General features: G+C 69.5%; 18 protein-coding genes. 13 read left to right on the forward strand and 5 right to left on the reverse strand.

What is annotated here, in order from left to right:
- The first annotated feature begins 30 nt into the window (after positions 1 to 30).
- The 8 genes from AB0M95_RS09325 to AB0M95_RS09360 all read left to right on the forward strand — a co-directional run bounded on the left by AB0M95_RS09325 (position 31) and on the right by AB0M95_RS09360 (position 6,449).
- Complete coding sequence (locus tag AB0M95_RS09325) at positions 31 to 342, forward strand: hypothetical protein (RefSeq protein ID WP_363761489.1); 312 nt, start codon at positions 31 to 33, stop codon at positions 340 to 342.
- Complete coding sequence (locus tag AB0M95_RS09330; protein ID WP_363761491.1) at positions 339 to 1,256, forward strand: ABC transporter ATP-binding protein; 918 nt, start codon at positions 339 to 341, stop codon at positions 1,254 to 1,256. Before AB0M95_RS09325 ends, AB0M95_RS09330 begins: the two co-directional genes overlap by 4 nt.
- Positions 1,253 to 2,056: an ABC transporter permease gene (locus AB0M95_RS09335; protein ID WP_363761493.1), complete on the forward strand. Its 804-nt coding sequence runs from the start codon at positions 1,253 to 1,255 to the stop codon at positions 2,054 to 2,056. The genes AB0M95_RS09330 and AB0M95_RS09335 overlap by 4 nt, the downstream gene beginning before the upstream one ends.
- Complete coding sequence (locus tag AB0M95_RS09340) at positions 2,035 to 3,240, forward strand: histidine kinase (RefSeq protein ID WP_363761495.1); 1,206 nt, start codon at positions 2,035 to 2,037, stop codon at positions 3,238 to 3,240. The genes AB0M95_RS09335 and AB0M95_RS09340 overlap by 22 nt, the downstream gene beginning before the upstream one ends.
- Positions 3,237 to 3,875 (forward strand): response regulator transcription factor, encoded by a 639-nt coding sequence (locus tag AB0M95_RS09345; protein ID WP_363761497.1) that lies wholly within the window; start codon positions 3,237 to 3,239, stop codon positions 3,873 to 3,875. Before AB0M95_RS09340 ends, AB0M95_RS09345 begins: the two co-directional genes overlap by 4 nt.
- A 114-nt stretch (positions 3,876 to 3,989) precedes the next feature.
- Positions 3,990 to 5,108, forward strand: a complete 1,119-nt coding sequence (locus tag AB0M95_RS09350; protein ID WP_363761499.1) for a histidine kinase — start codon at positions 3,990 to 3,992, stop codon at positions 5,106 to 5,108.
- The gene (locus AB0M95_RS09355) at positions 5,105 to 5,728 is read left to right on the forward strand and encodes a response regulator transcription factor (protein ID WP_363761501.1); all 624 of its coding nucleotides are present in this window, start codon (positions 5,105 to 5,107) and stop codon (positions 5,726 to 5,728) included. Before AB0M95_RS09350 ends, AB0M95_RS09355 begins: the two co-directional genes overlap by 4 nt.
- Before the next feature lie 112 nt (positions 5,729 to 5,840).
- Positions 5,841 to 6,449 carry a Uma2 family endonuclease gene (locus tag AB0M95_RS09360; RefSeq protein ID WP_363761503.1) on the forward strand — a complete coding sequence of 203 codons (609 nt, stop codon included), beginning with the start codon at positions 5,841 to 5,843 and terminating at the stop codon, positions 6,447 to 6,449.
- A 65-nt stretch (positions 6,450 to 6,514) separates the two neighbouring features.
- Here AB0M95_RS09360 and AB0M95_RS09365 read toward each other — a convergent pair whose 3' ends face one another.
- Positions 6,515 to 7,048 carry a DUF397 domain-containing protein gene (locus AB0M95_RS09365; RefSeq protein ID WP_363761505.1) on the reverse strand — a complete coding sequence of 178 codons (534 nt, stop codon included), beginning with the start codon at positions 7,046 to 7,048 and terminating at the stop codon, positions 6,515 to 6,517.
- The gene (locus tag AB0M95_RS09370; RefSeq protein ID WP_363761507.1) at positions 6,945 to 7,793 is read right to left on the reverse strand and encodes a helix-turn-helix transcriptional regulator; all 849 of its coding nucleotides are present in this window, start codon (positions 7,791 to 7,793) and stop codon (positions 6,945 to 6,947) included. Before AB0M95_RS09370 ends, AB0M95_RS09365 begins: the two co-directional genes overlap by 104 nt.
- 456 nt (positions 7,794 to 8,249) lie before the next feature.
- Between AB0M95_RS09370 and AB0M95_RS09375 the strand changes: the two genes are divergently transcribed.
- Both AB0M95_RS09375 and rpe read left to right on the forward strand, forming a co-directional pair.
- Positions 8,250 to 8,630: an ATP-binding protein gene (locus AB0M95_RS09375; protein WP_363761509.1), complete on the forward strand. Its 381-nt coding sequence runs from the start codon at positions 8,250 to 8,252 to the stop codon at positions 8,628 to 8,630.
- Positions 8,631 to 8,763: 133 nt separating this feature from the next.
- Positions 8,764 to 9,435, forward strand: a complete 672-nt coding sequence (gene rpe, locus AB0M95_RS09380) for a ribulose-phosphate 3-epimerase (RefSeq protein ID WP_363761511.1) — start codon at positions 8,764 to 8,766, stop codon at positions 9,433 to 9,435.
- Between the two features lie 174 nt (positions 9,436 to 9,609).
- On the opposite strand, the gene AB0M95_RS09385 is transcribed toward rpe, so the two are convergent.
- On the reverse strand, positions 9,610 to 10,266 hold the full coding sequence (locus tag AB0M95_RS09385) for a TetR/AcrR family transcriptional regulator (RefSeq protein WP_363761579.1): 657 nt from the start codon (positions 10,264 to 10,266) through the stop codon (positions 9,610 to 9,612).
- 193 nt (positions 10,267 to 10,459) lie between these two features.
- Here AB0M95_RS09385 and AB0M95_RS09390 point away from each other — a divergent pair, with 193 nt between their 5' ends.
- Positions 10,460 to 11,932, forward strand: coding sequence for an MFS transporter (locus AB0M95_RS09390; RefSeq protein WP_363761581.1), 1,473 nt, complete (start codon positions 10,460 to 10,462; stop codon positions 11,930 to 11,932).
- A 74-nt stretch (positions 11,933 to 12,006) separates the two neighbouring features.
- On the opposite strand, the gene AB0M95_RS09395 is transcribed toward AB0M95_RS09390, so the two are convergent.
- Complete coding sequence (locus AB0M95_RS09395; RefSeq protein WP_363761513.1) at positions 12,007 to 15,318, reverse strand: PQQ-dependent sugar dehydrogenase; 3,312 nt, start codon at positions 15,316 to 15,318, stop codon at positions 12,007 to 12,009.
- Positions 15,319 to 15,419: 101 nt separating this feature from the next.
- The gene (locus AB0M95_RS09400) at positions 15,420 to 16,640 is read right to left on the reverse strand and encodes a TIM barrel protein (RefSeq protein ID WP_363761515.1); all 1,221 of its coding nucleotides are present in this window, start codon (positions 16,638 to 16,640) and stop codon (positions 15,420 to 15,422) included.
- Positions 16,641 to 17,514: 874 nt separating this feature from the next.
- On the opposite strand from AB0M95_RS09400, the gene AB0M95_RS09405 reads away from it, so the two are divergent.
- Positions 17,515 to 17,946 carry a DUF4279 domain-containing protein gene (locus AB0M95_RS09405; protein WP_363761517.1) on the forward strand — a complete coding sequence of 144 codons (432 nt, stop codon included), beginning with the start codon at positions 17,515 to 17,517 and terminating at the stop codon, positions 17,944 to 17,946.
- Between the two features lie 270 nt (positions 17,947 to 18,216).
- Positions 18,217 to 18,633, forward strand: coding sequence for a hypothetical protein (locus AB0M95_RS09410; RefSeq protein ID WP_363761519.1), 417 nt, complete (start codon positions 18,217 to 18,219; stop codon positions 18,631 to 18,633).
- Positions 18,634 to 18,994 lie beyond the last annotated feature (361 nt).

The following is an 18,994-nucleotide window of genomic DNA, read 5'->3' on the forward strand; positions in this document are numbered from 1 at the left end:
GAATGTCGGCAGAGAGGTAGGGAGCGCCCGATGGCGGAGAGCATCTACGTCCTCGGAGACGAGGACCGCAAGAAATTCGCCAGGCTGATCGCCGCGGCGTGGAGCGACGGCGAACTCAGGGAGCGCTACGAGGCCCAGCCGAGGTCCGTGCTCCACCAGTACGGCATCGTCTACCCCGACGGCGTGCCCACACCGCCGCTGCCGCCCAAGCCCCACGGCGAGTTCGGCATCGCGGACCTGGAGTCCGCCGCGGGCGCGGTGGTCGTCACGGTCGCCACCATCAGCACCATCTGCGAGATGTGCTACGGCTTCGGCTGCATCGATCCGGAGGCGGGCCCGTGAGCGCGACGGTCATCGAGGTCGCGGAGCTGCGCAAACGCTACGGCGCCTTCACCGCCGTGGACGGCGTCTCCTTCGACGTCCGCGCGGGCGAGGTGTTCGCCCTGCTCGGCACCAACGGAGCCGGCAAGACCACCACCATCGAGATCCTGGAGGGCTACCTGCGGCCCTCCGAGGGCACCGTACGGGTGTTCGGCCACGACCCGGCCGACCGCGCCGCCCTGCGGTCCAGGACCGGTCTGGTGCTCCAGGAGTCCGGCCTGTTCGGCGACCTGACCGCCGCCGAGACGGTGACCGCGTGGCGCAGGTTCACCTCCGGCGCCAGGCCCGTGGCCGAGGCCCTGGAGATGGTGGGCCTGACCGGCCAGGCCGGGACGCGGGTCAAGCGGATGTCCGGCGGGGAGCGGCGCAAGCTCGACATCGCGCTCGCCATCCTCGGCCGCCCCGCGCTGCTGTTCCTGGACGAGCCGACGACGGGCCTGGACGCCGAGGCCAGGCGCCGGGTCCGCGACATGGTCGGGGAGCTCGCCGCCCAGGGGATGACGGTGCTGCTCACCACGCACTACCTGGAGGAGGCCCAGGAGCTGGCCGCCCGGGCGGCCATCATGGACAAGGGCCGGATCGTCACCCAGGGCACGATGGCGGAGGTGCTCGGCCGGGGTTCGGGCCGGGTCGCCTTCGAGCTGCCCCCCGGAGCCTCCCCCGAAGGGCTGCCCGTGGGCGAGCGCGACACGCTCACCGTGACCGGGCGGCGCTGCGTCATCGTCACCGCCGATCCCGAGTCGGTCGCGCACGATGTGCTCGGGTGGGCGCGGGTCAGGGGGGTGCGGCTGAGCGGCCTGGACGTCCGCCAGGCGACCCTCGAGGAGGTCTTCCTCGACATCGCCGGCGCGGGCAGGCAGGAGGTCCGGACATGACCGCCTACACGTTCTCGCACCTCAGGCTGACCCAGACGCTCTTCTGGCGCACGCCCGTGTCGGTCGGCGTCGCCCTGCTGTTCCCCGTCCTGTTCGGCGCGCTGATGCCGCTGATGCTGCCCGGCGGGCTCAGGGGCGGGGCGCCGGTCGACGTCGTCGTCATGACCGGCGTCATCGTGATGGGCATGGCGACCCTGGGGTTCATGACGCTGGTGGAGTCCTTCGTCATGCGGCGGCAACTGCTGATCCTCAAGCGGCTGCGCGGGACCGAGCTGCCCGACCTGGCCATCTTCGGCGGGGAGATCCTCACCGTGCTGTCGGTCGGCCTGCTCCAGCTCGCGCTGATCGTGGGCCTGGCGAGGGTCGTCCACGGCGTCGCGCTCCCGGCGAACCCGGTCCTGCTGGCGGTCACGGTGCTCCTCGGGCTCGCCGTGTTCGCCGCCATGGCCATAGCGGTGAGCGGCAGGATCCCCGCGCAGGGCTCCACGGTCGTGGTGAGCCTGCCGTTCCTGCTGCTGGCCATCGGCCTGTCCGGGTTCGCCTACCCGGTCTCGGCGTTCCCCGGCTGGTTGCGGACCGTCTCCTCCGTCCTCCCATTCGGGCGGGTCGCCGAGGGCATCAGCACGGCCTACCTCGGACGGGACTACGTCGGGCACGTGGGCTCCGGCCTGCCGCCCGAGGCCGGGATCCTGGAGGGCTTCGCCGTCATGTGGCCGGTGTGGCTGGTCCTTGTGGCCTGGCTCGCCCTTTCGCTGCTCGCCGCGAAGAGGTGGTTCAGGTGGGAGCCTCGCCGAGGCTGAGGGGCGTCGGACCGGGCACGGTCCGGCTGGCCCGCGTCACCGCCGGGGTGTTCCTCGCCGGCATGGCGGCCTTCGCCGCCGTGCCCGTCGCCGAGGCGCTCGGCACGTACGGCCCGCTCAGGGCCGTGAGCGCGACGGTGCTCATCATCGCCCTCACCGGCTGCTACCTGTGGCTGGCGGTGCGGGCGGTGCTCGACCGGGGCTCCAGGCGGGACCTGGTCGTGCTGGGCGCGATGTCGGTACTGGCCGTGGCCGTGCCGTTCGCCGCCGGCCCCGCCTGGGTCAGCGTGGGCTTCATGCTCCCGCTGGCGTTCGCGGTCACGCTGCGCGGCCGGTGGGCGGCGGCGGGGTTCTTCGCCTCGCTGGCCGCCGGCGCCGCCCTGTCGGCCTCGCACGAGACGAGCTGGGTGATCTTCGGCTGGGTGCAGAACCTGCTCACGGCCGGAGCGCTCGCGGGCCTGACCATCTTCGCGACGCTGCTCGGCGAGCTGCAGCGCACCCGCGAGGAGGCGGCCAAGCTCGCCATCACCGAGGAACGGCTGAGGTTCGCCCGGGAACTGCACGACGTGCTCGGGCACAACCTGTCGGTCATCGCGATGCGCACAGAGTTGTCCGCGCGGATCCCGGCCGAGCAGATCACGCGGCTGCGCGGCGAGCTGACCGAGATCCACGACATCGCGCGGCGCTCGCTGCACGACGTGCGCGCCGTGGTCAAGGGCTACCGCGAGATGTCGGTGGAGAGGGAGCTGAGCGGGGTGCGCCGGGTGCTGGAGACGGCCGGCGTCCGCTGCGACTTCGCCGAACTTCCGCCCTCGCTGCCGCCCGGCGTCCGCGTGGCGCTGGCCTGGGCGGTGCGCGAGGCGGCCACCAACCTCCTGCGGCACAGCGACGCCACGGTATGCCTGCTCGGCGTCGAGACCCACGGCGACCGGATCACGGTCACCGTCGCCAACGACGGCGTCCGTCCCGACGGGGGCCTGCACGCCTCCGGCACCGGCGCCCGGGACGGAGCCGCGGAGGCGACCGTCGGGGGCAGCGGCCTCGCCGGGCTGGACGAGCGGCTCGCGCAGGTCGGCGGGAGCAGCGGACGGCACACCGAAGACGGCTGGTTCACCTTGTCCCTGGACGTTCCCTGCCGCCCCATGGCGGCCACACTGACCTCTGCCGGAGGAGACGGGAAATGATCAAAGTTCTGATCGCGGAGGACCACGATCTCATCAGAGGAGCGCTGATCGCCCTGCTGTCGGAGGAGCGGGACATCCGCGTGGTCGAGGAGGTGTCCCGGGGAGACGAGATCGTGCCCGCCGTCGTCGGCAGCAGGCCCGACGTGGCCCTGCTCGACATCGGCCTGCCGGGCATCGACGGCCTGGAGGCGGCGGGCCTGATCAAGCAACTGGAGCAGCCGCCGCCCGTGCTCATCCTCACGAGCGTCGGGACGCCGGGGAACTTCGAGCGGGCCATGGCCGCGGGAGTGCGCGGCTTCCTGGTCAAGGACGCGCCCGCCCACCGGCTCACCGACGCCATCCGCGTGGTCGCCAGGGGCGAGCGTTACATCGACCTGGACGTGGCCGCCGACGGCGGCGGGCAGGAGATCGGCGCCAACCCGCTGACCGCCCGGGAGGTCGCCGTCCTGGCGGCCCTCGCGGCCGGCGGGCGGGGCAGCGACCTCCGGAGCGCCCTCGGTCTGTCCGTCCACACGATCCGGAACTACCTCGCCGCGGCCCGCCTGAAGACCGGCGCCCGCAGCGACGAGGAGGCCGTGCGCATCGCGCGCGCCAGCGGATGGCTGGACGAGAAATCGATTACACCGGGGAGTTGATGGCGGCCCCGGCAGGCGTCACGATCTGGAGGTAACAGATCCTCGCCGACGTGTGGGAGACCACCTGTGGCCCACGTAACCCAAGCGCACCTCAGGTGGTTGACCACAGGTGTCGTGGCGGCGACCGGAGCGCTGTGGGCGCTCACGCCGCTCGCCTACCTCCTCGTCGGCGACCTGCTCCGCGCGCCGATCGCGGTCGTGCTGCTCGGCGGCCTGCTCGTGGTCTACGCGCGGATCGTCGCCGCGCACATCGCTGGAACGAACCACGTCCCGCACCGCATGCGTACCTTCCTGTTGTTCGTGCTCGTCGTCTACGGAGCGCTCCCCGTCATGGGCTCGGTCTGGATCTACACGCCGCTCATCGTGGCCACCACCGGACTGCTGCTGTTCCGGTTCCGGCACGGCGTCGGCGTGCTCCTGATCGTGGCCGCCGCGGAGTACCCGCTGGCGTACGCCGAGACGAGTCCGCTCGCGGTGTCCGCCCCGCAGAGGAGCGCCGGGGTGCTCGTCGCCGCCGTGGTCGCCTCCGGGATCGTGTACTACGCCCGGCTCGTCCGCGAGCTGCGCGAGCTGCGGGTCGCGCTGGCCGACGTGGCCGTGGACCGGGAACGGCTGCGCATGGCGGGGGAACTGCACGACCTGCTCGGCCAGACGCTGGCGTCTATCACCCTCAAGACGGAGCTGTCCCTGGCCCTGGTCGACGTGGACAGGAAACGGGCCGCGGGCGAAGTCCGGGCGACGATCGCGATCGCCGGCGAGGCGCGCGAGCAGGTCGGCGACGTCGTCGCGGCCAGGCGCTCGCTCGACCTCGGCGCGGAGCTGTCGGCGGCCGTCGCGCTGATCGAGCTGACCGGGGCGCGCTGCGACCTGCGCGTGGGGATCGAGAAGATCGACGAGGAGATCGGCGACGCGCTCGCCTGGATCGTGCGCGAGGCCGCCACGAACATCGTCAGGCACAGCGACGCCCGGCACTGCCTGATCGAGCTGGACATCATGGACAATCTAGGCGAGGGGGGAACCGTGCACCGGGTGGGCGGGGGCGTCCACCTGCTGATGCGCAACGACGGCGCCCGCGGCGGGACGGACCCGCGCCGCGGATCGGGTCTGGCCGGGCTGCGCCAGAGGGCGGAGAAGCTGGGCGGGTCCCTTGAGGCGGGGGGAACGGGGGACGGCGGTTTCGAGGTGCGGGTGTGGCTGCCCGCCGTACATGACCGGGAGAGTGGTCACCGATGATTCGCGTCCTGCTGGCTGAGGACCACGGTGTCGTCAGGGGCGCCCTGATAGCCCTGCTTAACCTGACCGGCGACATCGAGGTGGTGGCCGAGACGGGCAGAGGCGACAAGGTCGTCGCCCACGCCCTGGTCTCCGCCCCCGACGTCGCCGTCATCGACATCGAGATGCCGTGCATCGACGGCATCGAGGCCACCGGCCGGCTCCGGCGGGCCATGCCCGCCTGCCGCGTGCTCGTCCTCACCGGGCTCGCGCACACCGCGCTGCTCAAACGGGCGATGGACGCCGGCGCGAGCGGCTTCCTGCTCAAGGACGCCCCCACCGAGCGGCTCGCCGAGAGCATCCGCAGGGTCGCCCAGGGCGAGCGGGTGATCGACGCGTCCCTGGCCCTGGCCGCGATGAGCGCGACCGTCACCCCGCTCACCGACCGGGAGGCCGCCGTGCTCGGCCTGGTCGGGTCGGGCGCCACGACCGGGGAGATCGCCGCCCGCCTGCACCTGTCGGCGGCGACGGTCCGCAACTACATCTCCAGCGTCATCACCAAGACCGGCGCCCGTAACAGGACCGACGCCGTCCGCATCGCCGTGGAGTCCGGCTGGATCGAGGGCCTCCGCCACGGCTGACCCCCCTGAAACCTTTGGTCCTGGCCGTCGCAACGGCGACAGAGCCAGGATCCGTACCCGCCGGGCCACTAGGATCGACCTTGGCGAAGCGCGGTTTTCAAAGGAGTCTCGTATGTCCCTCCCGGCCTGGGCCACCGATCCGTCCAGCCTGCTCATCACGGAGGAGGAGTACGAGGCGCTGCCTGAGGAGATCTGCAAGACGATCGAGGTCGTGGACGGGCGGGTCGTGTTCTGCGAGTCGCCCACGCCCGGCCACCAGCGTGTCTCGAGGAATCTGACCTTCGCTCTCCTGGGCTCCCGCCCGTCGCATCCGTGCATCGATGTGCTGCAGGACACCGACATGCGTTACCGCCACCGCAATCCGCATGCCACCCGAACGGGGAAAAGATTCACATTCAGGAGGCCGGACATCAGCGTCCTCCATTGTCTGGATCCGGGAGAGCGCCTGTGGTCCGGTGACGTTCTGGTCGCCGTCGAGATCACGTCCTCGGATGACGAGGTCGACTTCAACGACAAGCGTGCCGAATACGCCGCGCAGGGCATACCGGTCTACCTGATCGTCGTCATGGATGACGACCGGATCGGCTCGGTGGAGGAACATCGCCTCGATTGGAGCGGTCGCAATTACCAGTTGGCCGCCGTGCACAGGGGGATGCTGGTCGTAGAGCTCCCCGAAGGCATGAAGCTCGAGACATCGTTCGCCGACCTCGAACGAATCTGACCCGCCGCTCCGCCATCACGTCGGCGAGTCGAGTGTCCGGAGATCGACCCTTCAGCGGCCGGCGATCACGCGGTGGCGGGGGCGGTGAGCCAGGACAGGGTGAACTCGCCGTCGTGGCGGACGCCTTCGACGAACGCCAGCCATTCGGCGGGGGTGTAGGCCACGCCGGGTCCTCCCGCGTCGGCTCGCACGATCACCCGTAGCCCGTCGAAGGAGACGAGCGCCGGGTTCCCGGCCCGAACCGGTTCACCCAGCCGATCGAGAGCCAGGTCGCCGGCCCGCACGCGGTCGAGGAGCGTAAGCCACTGATCCGCCGCGAACGCGACCACCGGCCTGTCGGGCGACACGTCGTTCGAGTTCCGCACCCACACCCTCACCCCGTCAGACCGAGCCTCCACACAGTTGCTCTGAGCGCCGCTACGCGAGCTCTTACGCCAGACGCCGTTCAATCGCCCACCTCCTGGCATTCGGGTACTTCGATGTGAAGTCTGGTTATTAGAGGGTATCCGCCATTTTGGTGAGCAGGGAGTCCGTATCCTCGGGACTGAGGGCCAGTTCGCACAGACGGTCGTACGCATGCAGGTACTGCCCGACAGCATGCTCGTCCTCGATGTACATATCGGTGTTCATGGCCTCGATGTGCGCGACGTCGAGCTGCGGCAGCTTCAGGATGGTGAAGGCGCCCGACATGCCCGGATGAGGTCGGTCGGTGAATGGGAGTATCTGCACCGTAACGGCGGGCCAGGCCGCGCATTCGCGTAGATGCTGCAGTTGCTCCCTGAAGGCTTCGACGCCTCCGATGGGATGCCGGAGAGCCGCCTCACTGATCACGGCCCGTAGCACGACAGGCTCGTCCCGGGTGAGCACCGCCTTGCGTGTCATGCGAACCGCGACGAACTCCTCAAGCTCGGTTTCGCTGCTCAGCCCTCGCATGGCGGACACGAACACCCGAGCATAAGCCTCGGTCTGCAAGAGGCCGGGAATGAGGTATGTCTCGAAGGTGCGGATCTGGGTGGCCGTGGCCTCCAATCGGATCAGGTCCATGTAGGAGGGCGCCAGCGCGTCGCTGTGCTCCACCCACCAGCCACGCCGCTCCTGTTGGATCTCGGCCGCGACGACCATCAACCTCTCTCGGACGCCCAGGTCGGTAACCGCATACGCATCCAGAATGGCAGGAATATCCCTAGGTGGAACCCCGACGAGACCGTTCTCGATGCGACTGAGAGAGCCGGTAGATCTTTTACACTTCTCGGCGGCCACGGCAAGAGACGCAATACCGGCCTGTTGTCGAAGCTCGGCGAGCTTTGTTCCTAGCCAGCGTTGCCGAAGCGACGGTGTATCCATCCTGCATGTCCTCCTTTACGTGATTTAGCCGCGCCTGGTACTCCAGCGAAAGCTTCTTGTGTGGAAGATTTCCACTGAAGCAGCTTGCGGAGCAGAAGTCGCACGCTCACCATAGAGTCATCGGGCGATCACGGGAAGTGATTGACCAAAGCATGCCGTGATGGTCGCCCCAATGGACCGTTCTCGTGGCAACTAGTAGCGATCGTCATGCCGCTGAACGAAAAGGCTGCGAGGCAAGAGTGTGAACCGACTCTCTGCCTTCAATTACGGCGAATCCGAAATCAATTGGACAAAAGGTAGAGGGGGGCGCCGGCGATGGCAATGCGCCAGTGGAGAGTGGCTTCGGTGGTCGAGAGGGTCGCTGGGGTCTTTGGGGCAAAAGGAGACGGGGGTCGGCGGGGCGGGGTTCCGGCGCCCACCTGGCCGGTGTCGCCGTTCGATCCGGTGGACGTTCCCATGTTCAGCCAGCCGTTCTCGGCGGTTCCCTCCGAGGTGAAGGCCGCCCGTGCCTTCGTCACGGCCCTTCTCGGGCCGGAGCATCCCTGCCACGACGACGCGATCCTGCTCACCAGCGAGCTCGCCGGTAACGTCATCCGGCACGCGCGTCACGGCGAGTTCGCCGTCGCGGTGGCGCTGGTGCCGGGCGGGGTGAAGATCACGGTGGGGGACCGGGGCTCCTCGGCGATCCCGCGCCCGCGCAATCCCGGAGACGACGACACGTCCGGACGGGGGTTGGCGATGGTCGACGCGCTTGCCACCCGCTGGGGCTTCCAGCGCGCCACGGGCAACACCAGCGTGTGGTTCCACCTGACCGACCCCAGAAACGCCGACGCCTGACCTCGGATTCCCGGTGTCTCCAAGCCCGATGACCGTGTGCCCGGGCCTGCCGTCCTGAAAACCAGCCGCGAGGTTGTCTTTCAAGGTGTACCGGGGTAGAAGGGCCGGTCTGCGGGTTCTAGACTGCGGCATCATGGCCGTACAGATCTCACCCAGCATCCTGACCGCCGACTTCGCGCGGTTGGCCGACGTGGCCGCCCAGGTGGGTGCCGCCGCCGACTGGCTGCACGTCGACGTCATGGACAACCACTTCGTGCCGAACCTCACCATCGGCCTCCCGGTGGTGGAATCGCTGGTCAAGGCGACCGAGTTGCCGCTGGACTGCCACCTGATGATCGAGAACCCCGATCGCTGGGCGCCCGGCTACGCCGAGGCCGGGGCGGGCAGCGTCACGATCCACGCCGAGGCGGCCAAGGCGCCGGTCCGGACGCTGCGCGAGATCCGCAAGGCGGGGGCCAGGGCCGGGTTCGCCCTCAACCCGGGCACGGCCGTCCAGCCGTACGAGGACCTGCTGCCCGAGATCGACATGCTGCTGGTGATGACGGTGGAGCCGGGGTTCGGCGGGCAGCCGTTCCTCGACATCATGCTCCCCAAGATCCGCAAGGCGCGTGAGCTGATCGACAAGCACGGCGGCGAGGTCTGGCTTCAGGTGGACGGCGGCGTCTCGGCCAAGACGATCGAGCGCTGCGCCGAGGCAGGCGCGGACGTCTTCGTCGCCGGCAACGCCGTCTACGGCTCCGACGACCCGGCCCGCGCCGTCCGTGAGCTGCGCGCCCAGGCCGAGCGCGCCGCCTCCGCCACCTGACCCGGAGGCCCCCCACGGGCCGCCGGGGTTCGCGCGACCGGCCCCGCCCACCGGCTCCCGGGCGCCGCTTCCTTCACCGGCCGGCGAGGGTGCGGCCTCACGGGCGGGGCGTGACCAGGGCCGGCTACAGCCCGACGATCGCGTCCACCAGCCACAGGCCGGCGGGGTGTGGTCTCAGGGGTTGGGGGTGACCGGGGCGAGCCACAGGCCGACGATCGCGTCCACCAGCCCGGTCGCGGCGTCGTGCCAGCTCGCCCGGGGCGTCGGGGTGCCCTCGGCGAGAGCGCGCTCGCGTTCGGCGTAGATCTGCACCATCAGCAGGCGGGCCATGTCCCAGCGCTCGGCGCGCACCTCGGCCGGCAGGTCGGGCAGGCACCGGCGCAGCCCGTCGAGGGCCTGGTGCAGCGACGGCGAGGCGAGGGACTCCTCGGCCATGATCGCGCGGAGCGTCGGGTCGGTCATCACCTGGGCGCCGAACCGGGCGTACCAGGTGGGGCCGCCCAGGGAGGCCAGGTGCTCGGCGATCGGGCGCACCAGGCAGTTCACCCAGTCGCGGACGTCCGGGTTCTCGCCCGTCTCGTCGAGCATCCGCAGGCGCACCGCCTCGATGCGCCCGGCGTGCTTGCGGACGATGGCGCGCACCAGGTCGGCCTTGGTGCCGAAGTGGTAGCCGACCGCCGCGTTGTTGCCCTGCCCCGCGGCCTCACTGACCTGGCGGTTGGACACGCCGAGCACGCCGTGCTCGGCGAACAGCCGCTCGGCCGCCGCCAGGATCGACTCCCGTGTCGCGCCGACCCGCTCCGCCCGTACCGTCCTGCCGACCACGCTCACCACCGTACCGGGATCCCGGAGAACGGGCGGCCCGCCGCCTGGCCACCGTCGCCTGGCCTCATCGCGTCCTCCTTCGAGCAAGACCGCGGTTGTCGGCCAGTTAAGTGGGGCTGCTAATTTAAGTCAAGCGACTGCTTTAAATTGTTGCGCTCCGGTCGTGAGCATCCGCACCTTCCTCAACGGAGGCCTCGCCATGCCCCATGTCCCCGCCGAACCCGCCGGGGCATCCTCCCCGCCGCGGGCGAACACCGTCGTGGCGGTGCTCGCCCTCGCCGGGATCACCGTCTCGCTGATGCAGACCCTGGTCATCCCCCTGATCCCCCAGCTCCCCGCGCTCCTCGGCGCCCCGGCGTCCGACACCGCCTGGGCGATCACCGCCACGCTGCTCGCGGGCGCCGTCGCGACCCCGGTGCTCGGACGACTCGGGGACATGTACGGCAAGCGGCGCATGCTCCTCACCAGCCTCGCCCTGCTGGTGGTCGGCTCGGTCGTCGCCGCTCTCAGCGACAGCCTGGCGCCCATGGTCGTCGGGCGGGCCCTCCAGGGGCTCGCGGCCGGGGTCATCCCGCTCGGCATCAGCATCATGCGGGACGAGCTGCCCGCCGAACGGCTCGGCGCGGCCACCGCGCTGATGAGCGCCTCGCTCGGCGTGGGCGGCGCGCTCGGCCTGCCCGCGGCGGCCCTCATGGCCGAGCACGCCGACTGGCACGTCCTGTTCTGGACGTCGGCGGGGCTCGGCGCGCTCGCCTGCGTGCTCGTGCTGACCCTCGTGCCCGAATCGTCGGTCCGCAGCGGCGGCCGCTTCGACGTGGCGGGCGCGGCGGGGCTGTCGGCCGGGCTGGTCTGCCTGCTGCTGGCGATCTCCAAGGGCGCCGACTGGGGCTGGACCAGCCCCGCCACCGCCGGGCTGATCGGCGCCGCGGTCGTCGTGCTGGCGCTGTGGGGCGTGTGGGAGCTGCGCGCCGGGGAGCCGCTGGTGGACCTGCGCACCACCGCCCGCCGCCAGGTGCTGTTCACCAACCTCGCGTCCGCCGTGTTCGGGTTCTCGATGTTCGCGATGTCGCTGGTGCTCCCGCAGCTGCTGCAGCTGCCGGAGGCCACCGGCTACGGGCTCGGGCAGTCCATGCTGGCCATGGGCCTGGTGATGGCCCCCTCTGGACTGGTGATGATGGCCACCGCGCCGCTGTCCGCGCGTATCTCGAAGGCCAGGGGCCCCAAGGTCACGCTGATGCTCGGCGCGCTCGTGGTCGCCGCCGGGTACGGTGCGGGTGTCGTGCTGATGTCCGCCATCTGGCACCTCGTGCTCGTCTCCGCCGTGATCGGCGCCGGCATCGGCCTGGCGTACGGGGCGATGCCGGCGCTCGTCATGGCCGCCGTGCCCGTGTCGGAGACGGCCGCCGCCAACAGCCTCAACACGCTGATGCGGTCCATCGGCACCTCGGTCTCCAGCGCCGTGGCCGGCGTCGTCCTGGCCCAGATGACGATCGCGCTCGGCCCCGTCACCGTCCCCTCCCAGGACGGCTTCCGCGTGGTCATGGCCATCGGCGCGGGCGCCGCCCTGGTCGCCCTCGGCGTCGCGGCCTTCTTGCCCAGCCGGCGCCCGGCCTCGGCCCCTCCGGCGGCGCAGCACACCGTCCCCGCGGTGCCCGCCGAGGCGGCCCCGTAGAAGAGGCGGCCCCGTGGAAACAGTGCGGGGGATGGGCCCGTGGGCTCGTCTCCCGCACCGCCGTCGTGCGATGGTTATGCGCGGAGCTGGGCGATCAGCGCCTGGGCGTCGCGGACGAGGACGTCACGGACGGCCGGGTCCTTGACGTGATCCCGGTCCCTGGCCTCCTTGATGAACTCCTCCAGCTTCTTGATCGCCTTGTCCTTGTTGCCCTTGGCCGCCTGCTTCTCGGCGTCCCTGAGCTCTTCGGACAGATCGTCGCCCCTCACCTTGCCCGCCGCCCGGAAGGACGACAGCAGGGCGCGGACGTCGGCGAAGGAGGTGGTGACCTTGAAGGTGACGGTCTGGTCGGTGGTGAGGCCGGCCTTGTCGCGGACCGTGACCTTCAGCGTGTTGTCGCCGAGCGGCAGCGTCCACAGGGGCACCGCCACGCCGGAATCCACCTTCCGGTCACCGATCTTCGCGGTCACGCTCGCCATCCCGGAGGTCGCGTCGGTCCCCGAGAAGACCGGCGTGATCGAGGCCGAGTCGCCGTACGCCTTGCTCTCCACGCCGCTCACCGTCGCCGCCGGTGCGGTCTTGTCGATCTTTACCGTGACGGTGCCGACCGGCGAGACGTTGCCCCCGTTGTCGGTGGCCCGGTAGCGCACCTCGGTCGTGCCCTCGGTGCTCAGCGTGATCGGGTTGTTGGCGTTCAGCCAGGTCGCGCCGCCGTTGACCGAATACTGCCGGCTCGACACCGTGCCGTTGTCGGTCGCGGTGACCGTCAGCGTCACGTTGCCGGTGTACCAGCCGTTCTCACCGGTGGGCTGCGCCGGGTTGAGCGTCGCCGTGACGGTCGGCGGCGTCTTGTCGGCGACGCCGTCGCCCACGAAGGTGAACGCGTCCAGGTCGACCCCGCCGGTGGAGGTGACGTACAGCTTGCCGCTTCCCGCGGGCAGGTTCGGCAGCGCGGTGGCCACCGTCTGCCAGCCGGAGCCAGCGGGCACGCCGATGGTCGCGAACGGCTCCGCGGTGGCGGAGTTCCAGCGCAGGGACAGCGTCCCCTCACCGGAGGCCACGGTCTTCACCGAGGTGATGCCGGCGAAGTTCACCGGGTCGTAGGCGATCCAGTCACCCGCGTCAAACGAGGTGATCTTGTTCAGCCCGGACGCCGTGTCGTCCGCCGTCTTGGTGACGCCGCTGGAGGCGTCGGCGTGCTCGGCCTGCATCAGCTTGGGGTTGAGGACGACCGTGGCGTCACCCAGCGCGCCGGGGATGCCGTTGGCTCCGTTGTCCCGGTAGCTCACCACGACGACGCCGAAGATGTTCTCGGTCACGCCGTGCTCGGGGGCGTCCGCGGGGGTCGCCCAGCCGATGGTGCAGCCGGTCCCGGTGCTCGTCGGGTGGGCGTGGGTGTCGTGGCCGAGGCCGAAGGACCACTGCACCCGGCCGCAGACGGGGTTGTCGCCGTCCTCCTCGTCGGTCACCTTGACCTGGAACGGCACCGCGTTGCCCCAGTCGATGAAGCCGCCGTCGCCCGGCGTCGCGATCTCGACCTTGGGGGCGGTGTTGCCCACCGTGATCTCGACGGACGTCAGCCCGAACTTGCCCGGCGCGTCGGTGACCCGCAGGCGGGCGTTGTACTGCCCGAGCTTGTCGTAGGTGTGCGAGGCGGTCACGCCCGTGGCGTCGAAGGTGCCGTCGCCGTCGAAGTCCCACTCGTACTCGAGGTCGCCGGGCTCGGCGTCACGAGAGGCCGCGCCGCTGAACTCGACGGTCAGCGGAGCCGAGCTGCTGGACCGCTTGTCGGTGGAGATCTTCGCCTGCGGGGTCTTGTTGCCCGGGGTGTAGTCGATGCGGTACAGGCCCGCCTCGGGGTTCTCGCGGAAGAAGCCGTTGCCGTAGTCCAGCACGTACAGCGAGCCGTCCGGGCCGAATTCGATGTCCATCGGGCTGTCGGTGATCGGCATCGCCATCGTCCGCAGCTCGCTGTTCGGCAGGAAGTGCTCGATGTTGGTCACCGGCCCGTTGGGGTCCGGCATCGTGAACGCGGCGAGGTAGTCCTGGGAGAACTCCGCGAAGAAGTACTTCTTGTCCCAGTACGCGGGGAACTTCGTGGGCGAGGGGTTCTCCGCGTCGTAGTGGTAGACCGGTCCGCCCATCGGGCCCTGGCCGTTCTGCCGCAGGTCGAAGTCGGTGAGCCCGGCCCACTCCGCGGGCTGGTGGGTGTTGTTGTCCCCGTAGTAGAGGGTCGAGGGGAACGCCGGCGGCACCGAGGGGAGGCCGGTGTTCCACCGGGAGTTGTTCTTCGCCCCCGCCGCGCAGTCGAACCACTCACGCGGGGTGGATGTGGCGAAGTCCCATTCGTTGTAGTTGAAGTTGTGCCCGGTGCAGTACGGCCAGCCGGCGTTGACCGGTTTGTCGATCGGGACGGCGTTCCACTCGACGTACCCCATCGGGCCGCGGGCGGGGTCCGGGGCGCCGGCGTCCGGCCCGTAGTCGCCCCACGAGAGCGTGCCGTTGACGGAGTCCACGTCCATGCGGAACGGGTTCCGCACGCCCATCGCGAAGATCTCGGGACGGGTCTTGGCGGTTCCCGGCGGGAAGAGGTTGCCGTCGGGGACGGTGTACGAGCCGTCCTCGGCGACCTTGATGCGCAGGATCTTGCCGCGCAGGTCGTTGGTGTTGCCCGCGCCGCGCCGCGAGTCGAAGCCGGGGTTCATGCCGGGCGCGTCGTTGTTGGGGGCCATGCCGTTCGCGCCCGGCGTGCTGGCCGGGGTGTTGTCACCGGTCGCGAGGTAGAGGTTGCCCGCGTCGTCCCAGTCGAAGTCGCCGGCGACGTGGCAGCACTGCCCGCGCTGCGTCTCGACCTTGATTATGACCTGCTCGGTCGACAGGTCCAGGGAGTCGCCGGTCCACTTGAACCGGGAGAGCTGGTTGTAGCCCTTCCACTGGTTCCAGTACGACTCGTCGGCCCCCGCGGGCAGCGAGTTCGGCGCGGAGCCGATGGAGGTGGACGGGGGATACGGCGCCGTCATGGTCCTCGGCGCGTAGTAGACGTAGACCCACTTGTTCTGCGCGAAGCCGGGGTCGATCCCGATCGTCTGCAGGCCGTCCTCGGAGTTGTTGTACACCGGGATGGTGTTGACGATCTTGGTGATGCCGGTCGAGGGGTCGGTCAGCCGGATGTCGCCGGTGCGCGCGGTGTGCAGCACGCGCCTGTCGGGCAGCACGGCGAGGTCGATCGGCTCGCCGACGCTCTTGGTGAGGGTGATCTTCTCGTAACTCGACCACTCGGTCGCGGGGTCGTGACCCGGGTGGGCGTGCGCGGGCACCACGGGTGCCACGAGCGAAAGCGCCAGGGCGGCCAGGGCGCCGCCGAGCAGGGTTTGGCTAAACTTCAACGTCTGCGCCTCTTCTTCGGGGGGGCTCAGGCAAAGGCGGGCCGCCACGCGTGCCGCTGCGAACGAACACGTGGCGGTCCGCCGGAGATACCGGTCGGGGCTCAGTCCTCGTGGTCCTCGTGGTCCCTGCCGTGCTTGCGCAGGGCGGCCATGTTGGCGTAGCTCAGCGCGGCGTACTGCAGCGACTGGGCCGGGTTGGCCGTGCCGCCGGGCGCGTTGTCCTGCTCGTACATCGGGTTGTAGAGCTTCCTGTCCACCGCCTCGGAGAAGAACTCCGTGTAGTCGATGTCACCGGTCCCGAACGGCACCATGTCGTAGCCGTTGGCGGTCGCCGTGTTGGACTTGCCGTCCTTGGCGTGGAAAAGCGGGAATCGCTTCTTGTTCTTCTTCACGACCCTCGCCGGGTCGAAGATGTTCGACCGCGTCGAGCCGTCGGGCGCGGTGAACGTCTGGTGCTTGTACTGGGCCACGTGCGCCCAGAAGATGTCCATCTCCAGGTGGACGACCCTCGGGTCGCTGATCTTGAGGAAGTACTCCAGCCTGCGGATGCCCGAGGAGCGGGTGGGCCGGCCCTGCTCGTCCAGCGGGCCGCTGTCCAGCAGGAAGCTGTAGGCCACGTCGTGGTTGTGCGTGTACAGCTTGAGGCCGGCGTCGCGGGCGATGGCCCCGAGCGCGTTCCACTTGTCCGCGGCCACGTCCCAGTCGGCCTTGTAGGGGCTGTTGGTGGGGTCGCTGCCGGTGCCGATGTGCTGCATGCCGAGGATGTTGGCGATCTCCAGGTGCCGCTTGAACGTGTCGATGTCGGCCTGGGTGAACGGCCACGAGCCCGGGATGAAGCCGTGGTTGCCCTGCGCCCGGAGGCCGTTGTCGTCGAGCCAGCGGCGCAGGAGCCGGGCCCCTTCGACGGTCTCCAGGTTGGCGCCGCCCTCGGCGTTGGCGTGCTGGCGGTATCCGGCGAACTCGACCTGCGCGTAGCCGATGCGGCCGAGCTCCTCGAAGACCTTCCGGAACCCGGAGGCGAGGGTGGTGGTGCCGGGGTCGCGCGAGATCGCGTCCCGGACGGTGTAGAGGATGATGCCCCTCTTCGCGGCGGGGACAAGGGCGTCCTTGTCGCCGTGACCGTGACCGCGGTCACGATCGTCGTCGCGACCGCGGTTGTCGTCGCGGCCGGAGTCGGCGTGGGCGGCGGAGGCCAGGCCCATGCCGGTCAGGGCCGCAACCGTGGTGACGCCGGTCGTGGCCGCGAGGAACTGGCGCCGGTTCAGGCCCAGGCCCCGGCGCAGTGCCTGGCCCATCTGGATCTCTTCTTCGTGTGCACTCATTGCGTTGTAATCCCGCCTTACGCGTGGGTGGTGAAGTGGCTGGTCCCCCGAGTGCTTGTGTGGTTCTGGGCTCCTCTCCGCCACGGGACCCGAGGGGCCCGCGGTGCTCACCACTCCGCGGCGCCCGGCCCAGACGAGCCGTCCCTGTGGCTCACTCGGGGCCCTTGGTACTGTGCGGAGAACTTGGCGTGGAAGTTACGCGTCTTTTGCCTGATTTGGAAGGACTTTCGCGCTAACAATTTGAACTTTCTATCAACCCCGGACAAAGACGTGCTTTCGCATCTTGTGTCCGATATGTACGTTTTGTACATTAAACGCTGATAGTGCGAACTTTCGGTGGTTCGACGTGAGCGGGTTCCCGCCTGCGTCCACCCCGGAGATCGGCCGTGGCAGTGAACGGGACGCGGTCCGGGCCCGCCCCGCCCCCATACCGGCCGCCCCCGGCCCGTCCCTCGCCCGCCCGCGTCAGGACGACGGGCCGGCGCTCTCACTGCACAGGGGCACTTTGTTCGATCCGTGACGGACTTTTGCTTGCCATCGGCGGAAGGTCGCCCTAGCATCGCGACGTGTGGCCCGGAGAACGTCCGGTCCGGCCAACGGAGGGTGCTATGGATGCCGACCGGCGCCGCCCGCGACCAGAACGGCCGCGACGACCCTCGCACGCCCCCGCCCCCTACATGAACGAACAGCACTCCTGCCTCAGGCGTGGAGGACCCGATCGTTCACCTCTTTCAAGGAACGGAGATCATGAAGGAGGTGGTCGCCCTCGTCCGGATGGGCGCGTTACGGGATCTCGAAGTAGGGGACCTTTGGCCGAAATCGCTCAGCGTGTTCGGTTCCCCCGGACGGCGAGACCGAGGGGCCCGACGACAAGATGTACGCCTTCGCGGTGGAAGTAGCAATGTTTCGGATATCGCTACGTCTCGTAAGCGACGACGGCGACCCGGCAGAGGTGTCGGCCGCCACGGGCATGACGGCCGACACCGCGACCCGCGCCGGAGAACCGTCGGCCAAAACCGGTCGGCCGCACAAGTTCAGTTCCTGGAGTGTCTCGGTCGGGCCGCAGCCGTGCGTGGAGCGGGCGGAGGAGGCATTCAACGCGTTGATCTCCTGGGGTCTTCCGCTCGCACGCAGGTTCCACGAGGTGTGCGCGAAGGAGGGCTGGGAGGCCTCGCTGGGCATCGTCCAGGAGTTCCGCACTCCGGACGAACCATTGGAGAAAGGGATCTCGCTGAGCCGACAGCTCATCGAGTGGCTGGCCACCGCGGGCGCCGGCATCGAGATCGACCAATACATATATTACTGACCGCCACCACCTCCACTTGTACGGCGGAGTTAGCGCGCGACGTCGACGCATGGGCACGTCCGGCAGGGCTGTCACGCCAAGGGCGAGGTCCTCTGGTGGAGCAAGGATGTCAAGGGAGACGGCGGATCCGTATGGAAGGTCTACAGGCAGACGTCCAAGGGGCTGGAGTGGGTCGCGGACGCGGACAAATGGGGGAACTTCTTTCGCTCGTGAGTGGAAATCCGAGGAAGTTCATTCCAGGGAAGGATCTCAAGGGATCGTGAGTGGCCGATGATAACCTCGGCGCAGGAATTTCTTTCTCTACGGTTCAGCGATGATCCGGCGGAATATGATCGCGCGGCCCGAGAGCCCGCCCCCTTGGAGGTGTGGCTGGAGTTGATCAACGATCACCCGGAGGCGCGGTTCTGGGTAGCGCACAAAAAGACGGTGCCCATCGAGGTTCTGCGGCTTCTGGCATCTGATGCCGACTGGCGTGTCCGCTCCATGGTCGCTTCAAAGAACAAGGCGCCGTCGGATGTTCTGGAGCGCATTTCGACGGATGAGCATGACGCGATCCGGCAAACCGTCGCCGGACACCCGAACACGCCGACGGAGACGGTGCTGTCAATGTGCGACGACCATTGGGATGAAATCCGGGCGACGGCCCGGCGAAACTTGTCCCGCCGAGGATGCATGGGGTCTAGCTGATCACTCCGGACACCATGGGAAAGCTGATCGCGTTTCTCAAGGCCAGCGTTTCCAGGATGAGTGTTCTGATCCTCTGGGGCACCATGATCCCCAGGTGATATAGGGTCACGGGCATGGTCTGGAAGCGGCGTAAGCGTCCCCCGACACTGATGGACATCGCCAGGAACTGGACGCCGGATCCCGCCTACGACTTCTCACAGGGTGTCCGGGACATCCTGTGGCAGGAGGTCCCGGAGGCTCGCCCAGCATCGAGCCCTCGCCGGTCAGCCGCAGCCCGCCCCGGCCGTCCTTGGAGCGGTCGAGCAGCTCGTCCAGGATGTGGTCGCCGAGCAGGTCCCGCAGCCGAGCCTCGCCCGGCCCG

Source organism: Sphaerisporangium sp. NPDC051017 (assembly GCF_040683095.1).
Classification (GTDB): domain Bacteria; phylum Actinomycetota; class Actinomycetes; order Streptosporangiales; family Streptosporangiaceae; genus Sphaerisporangium.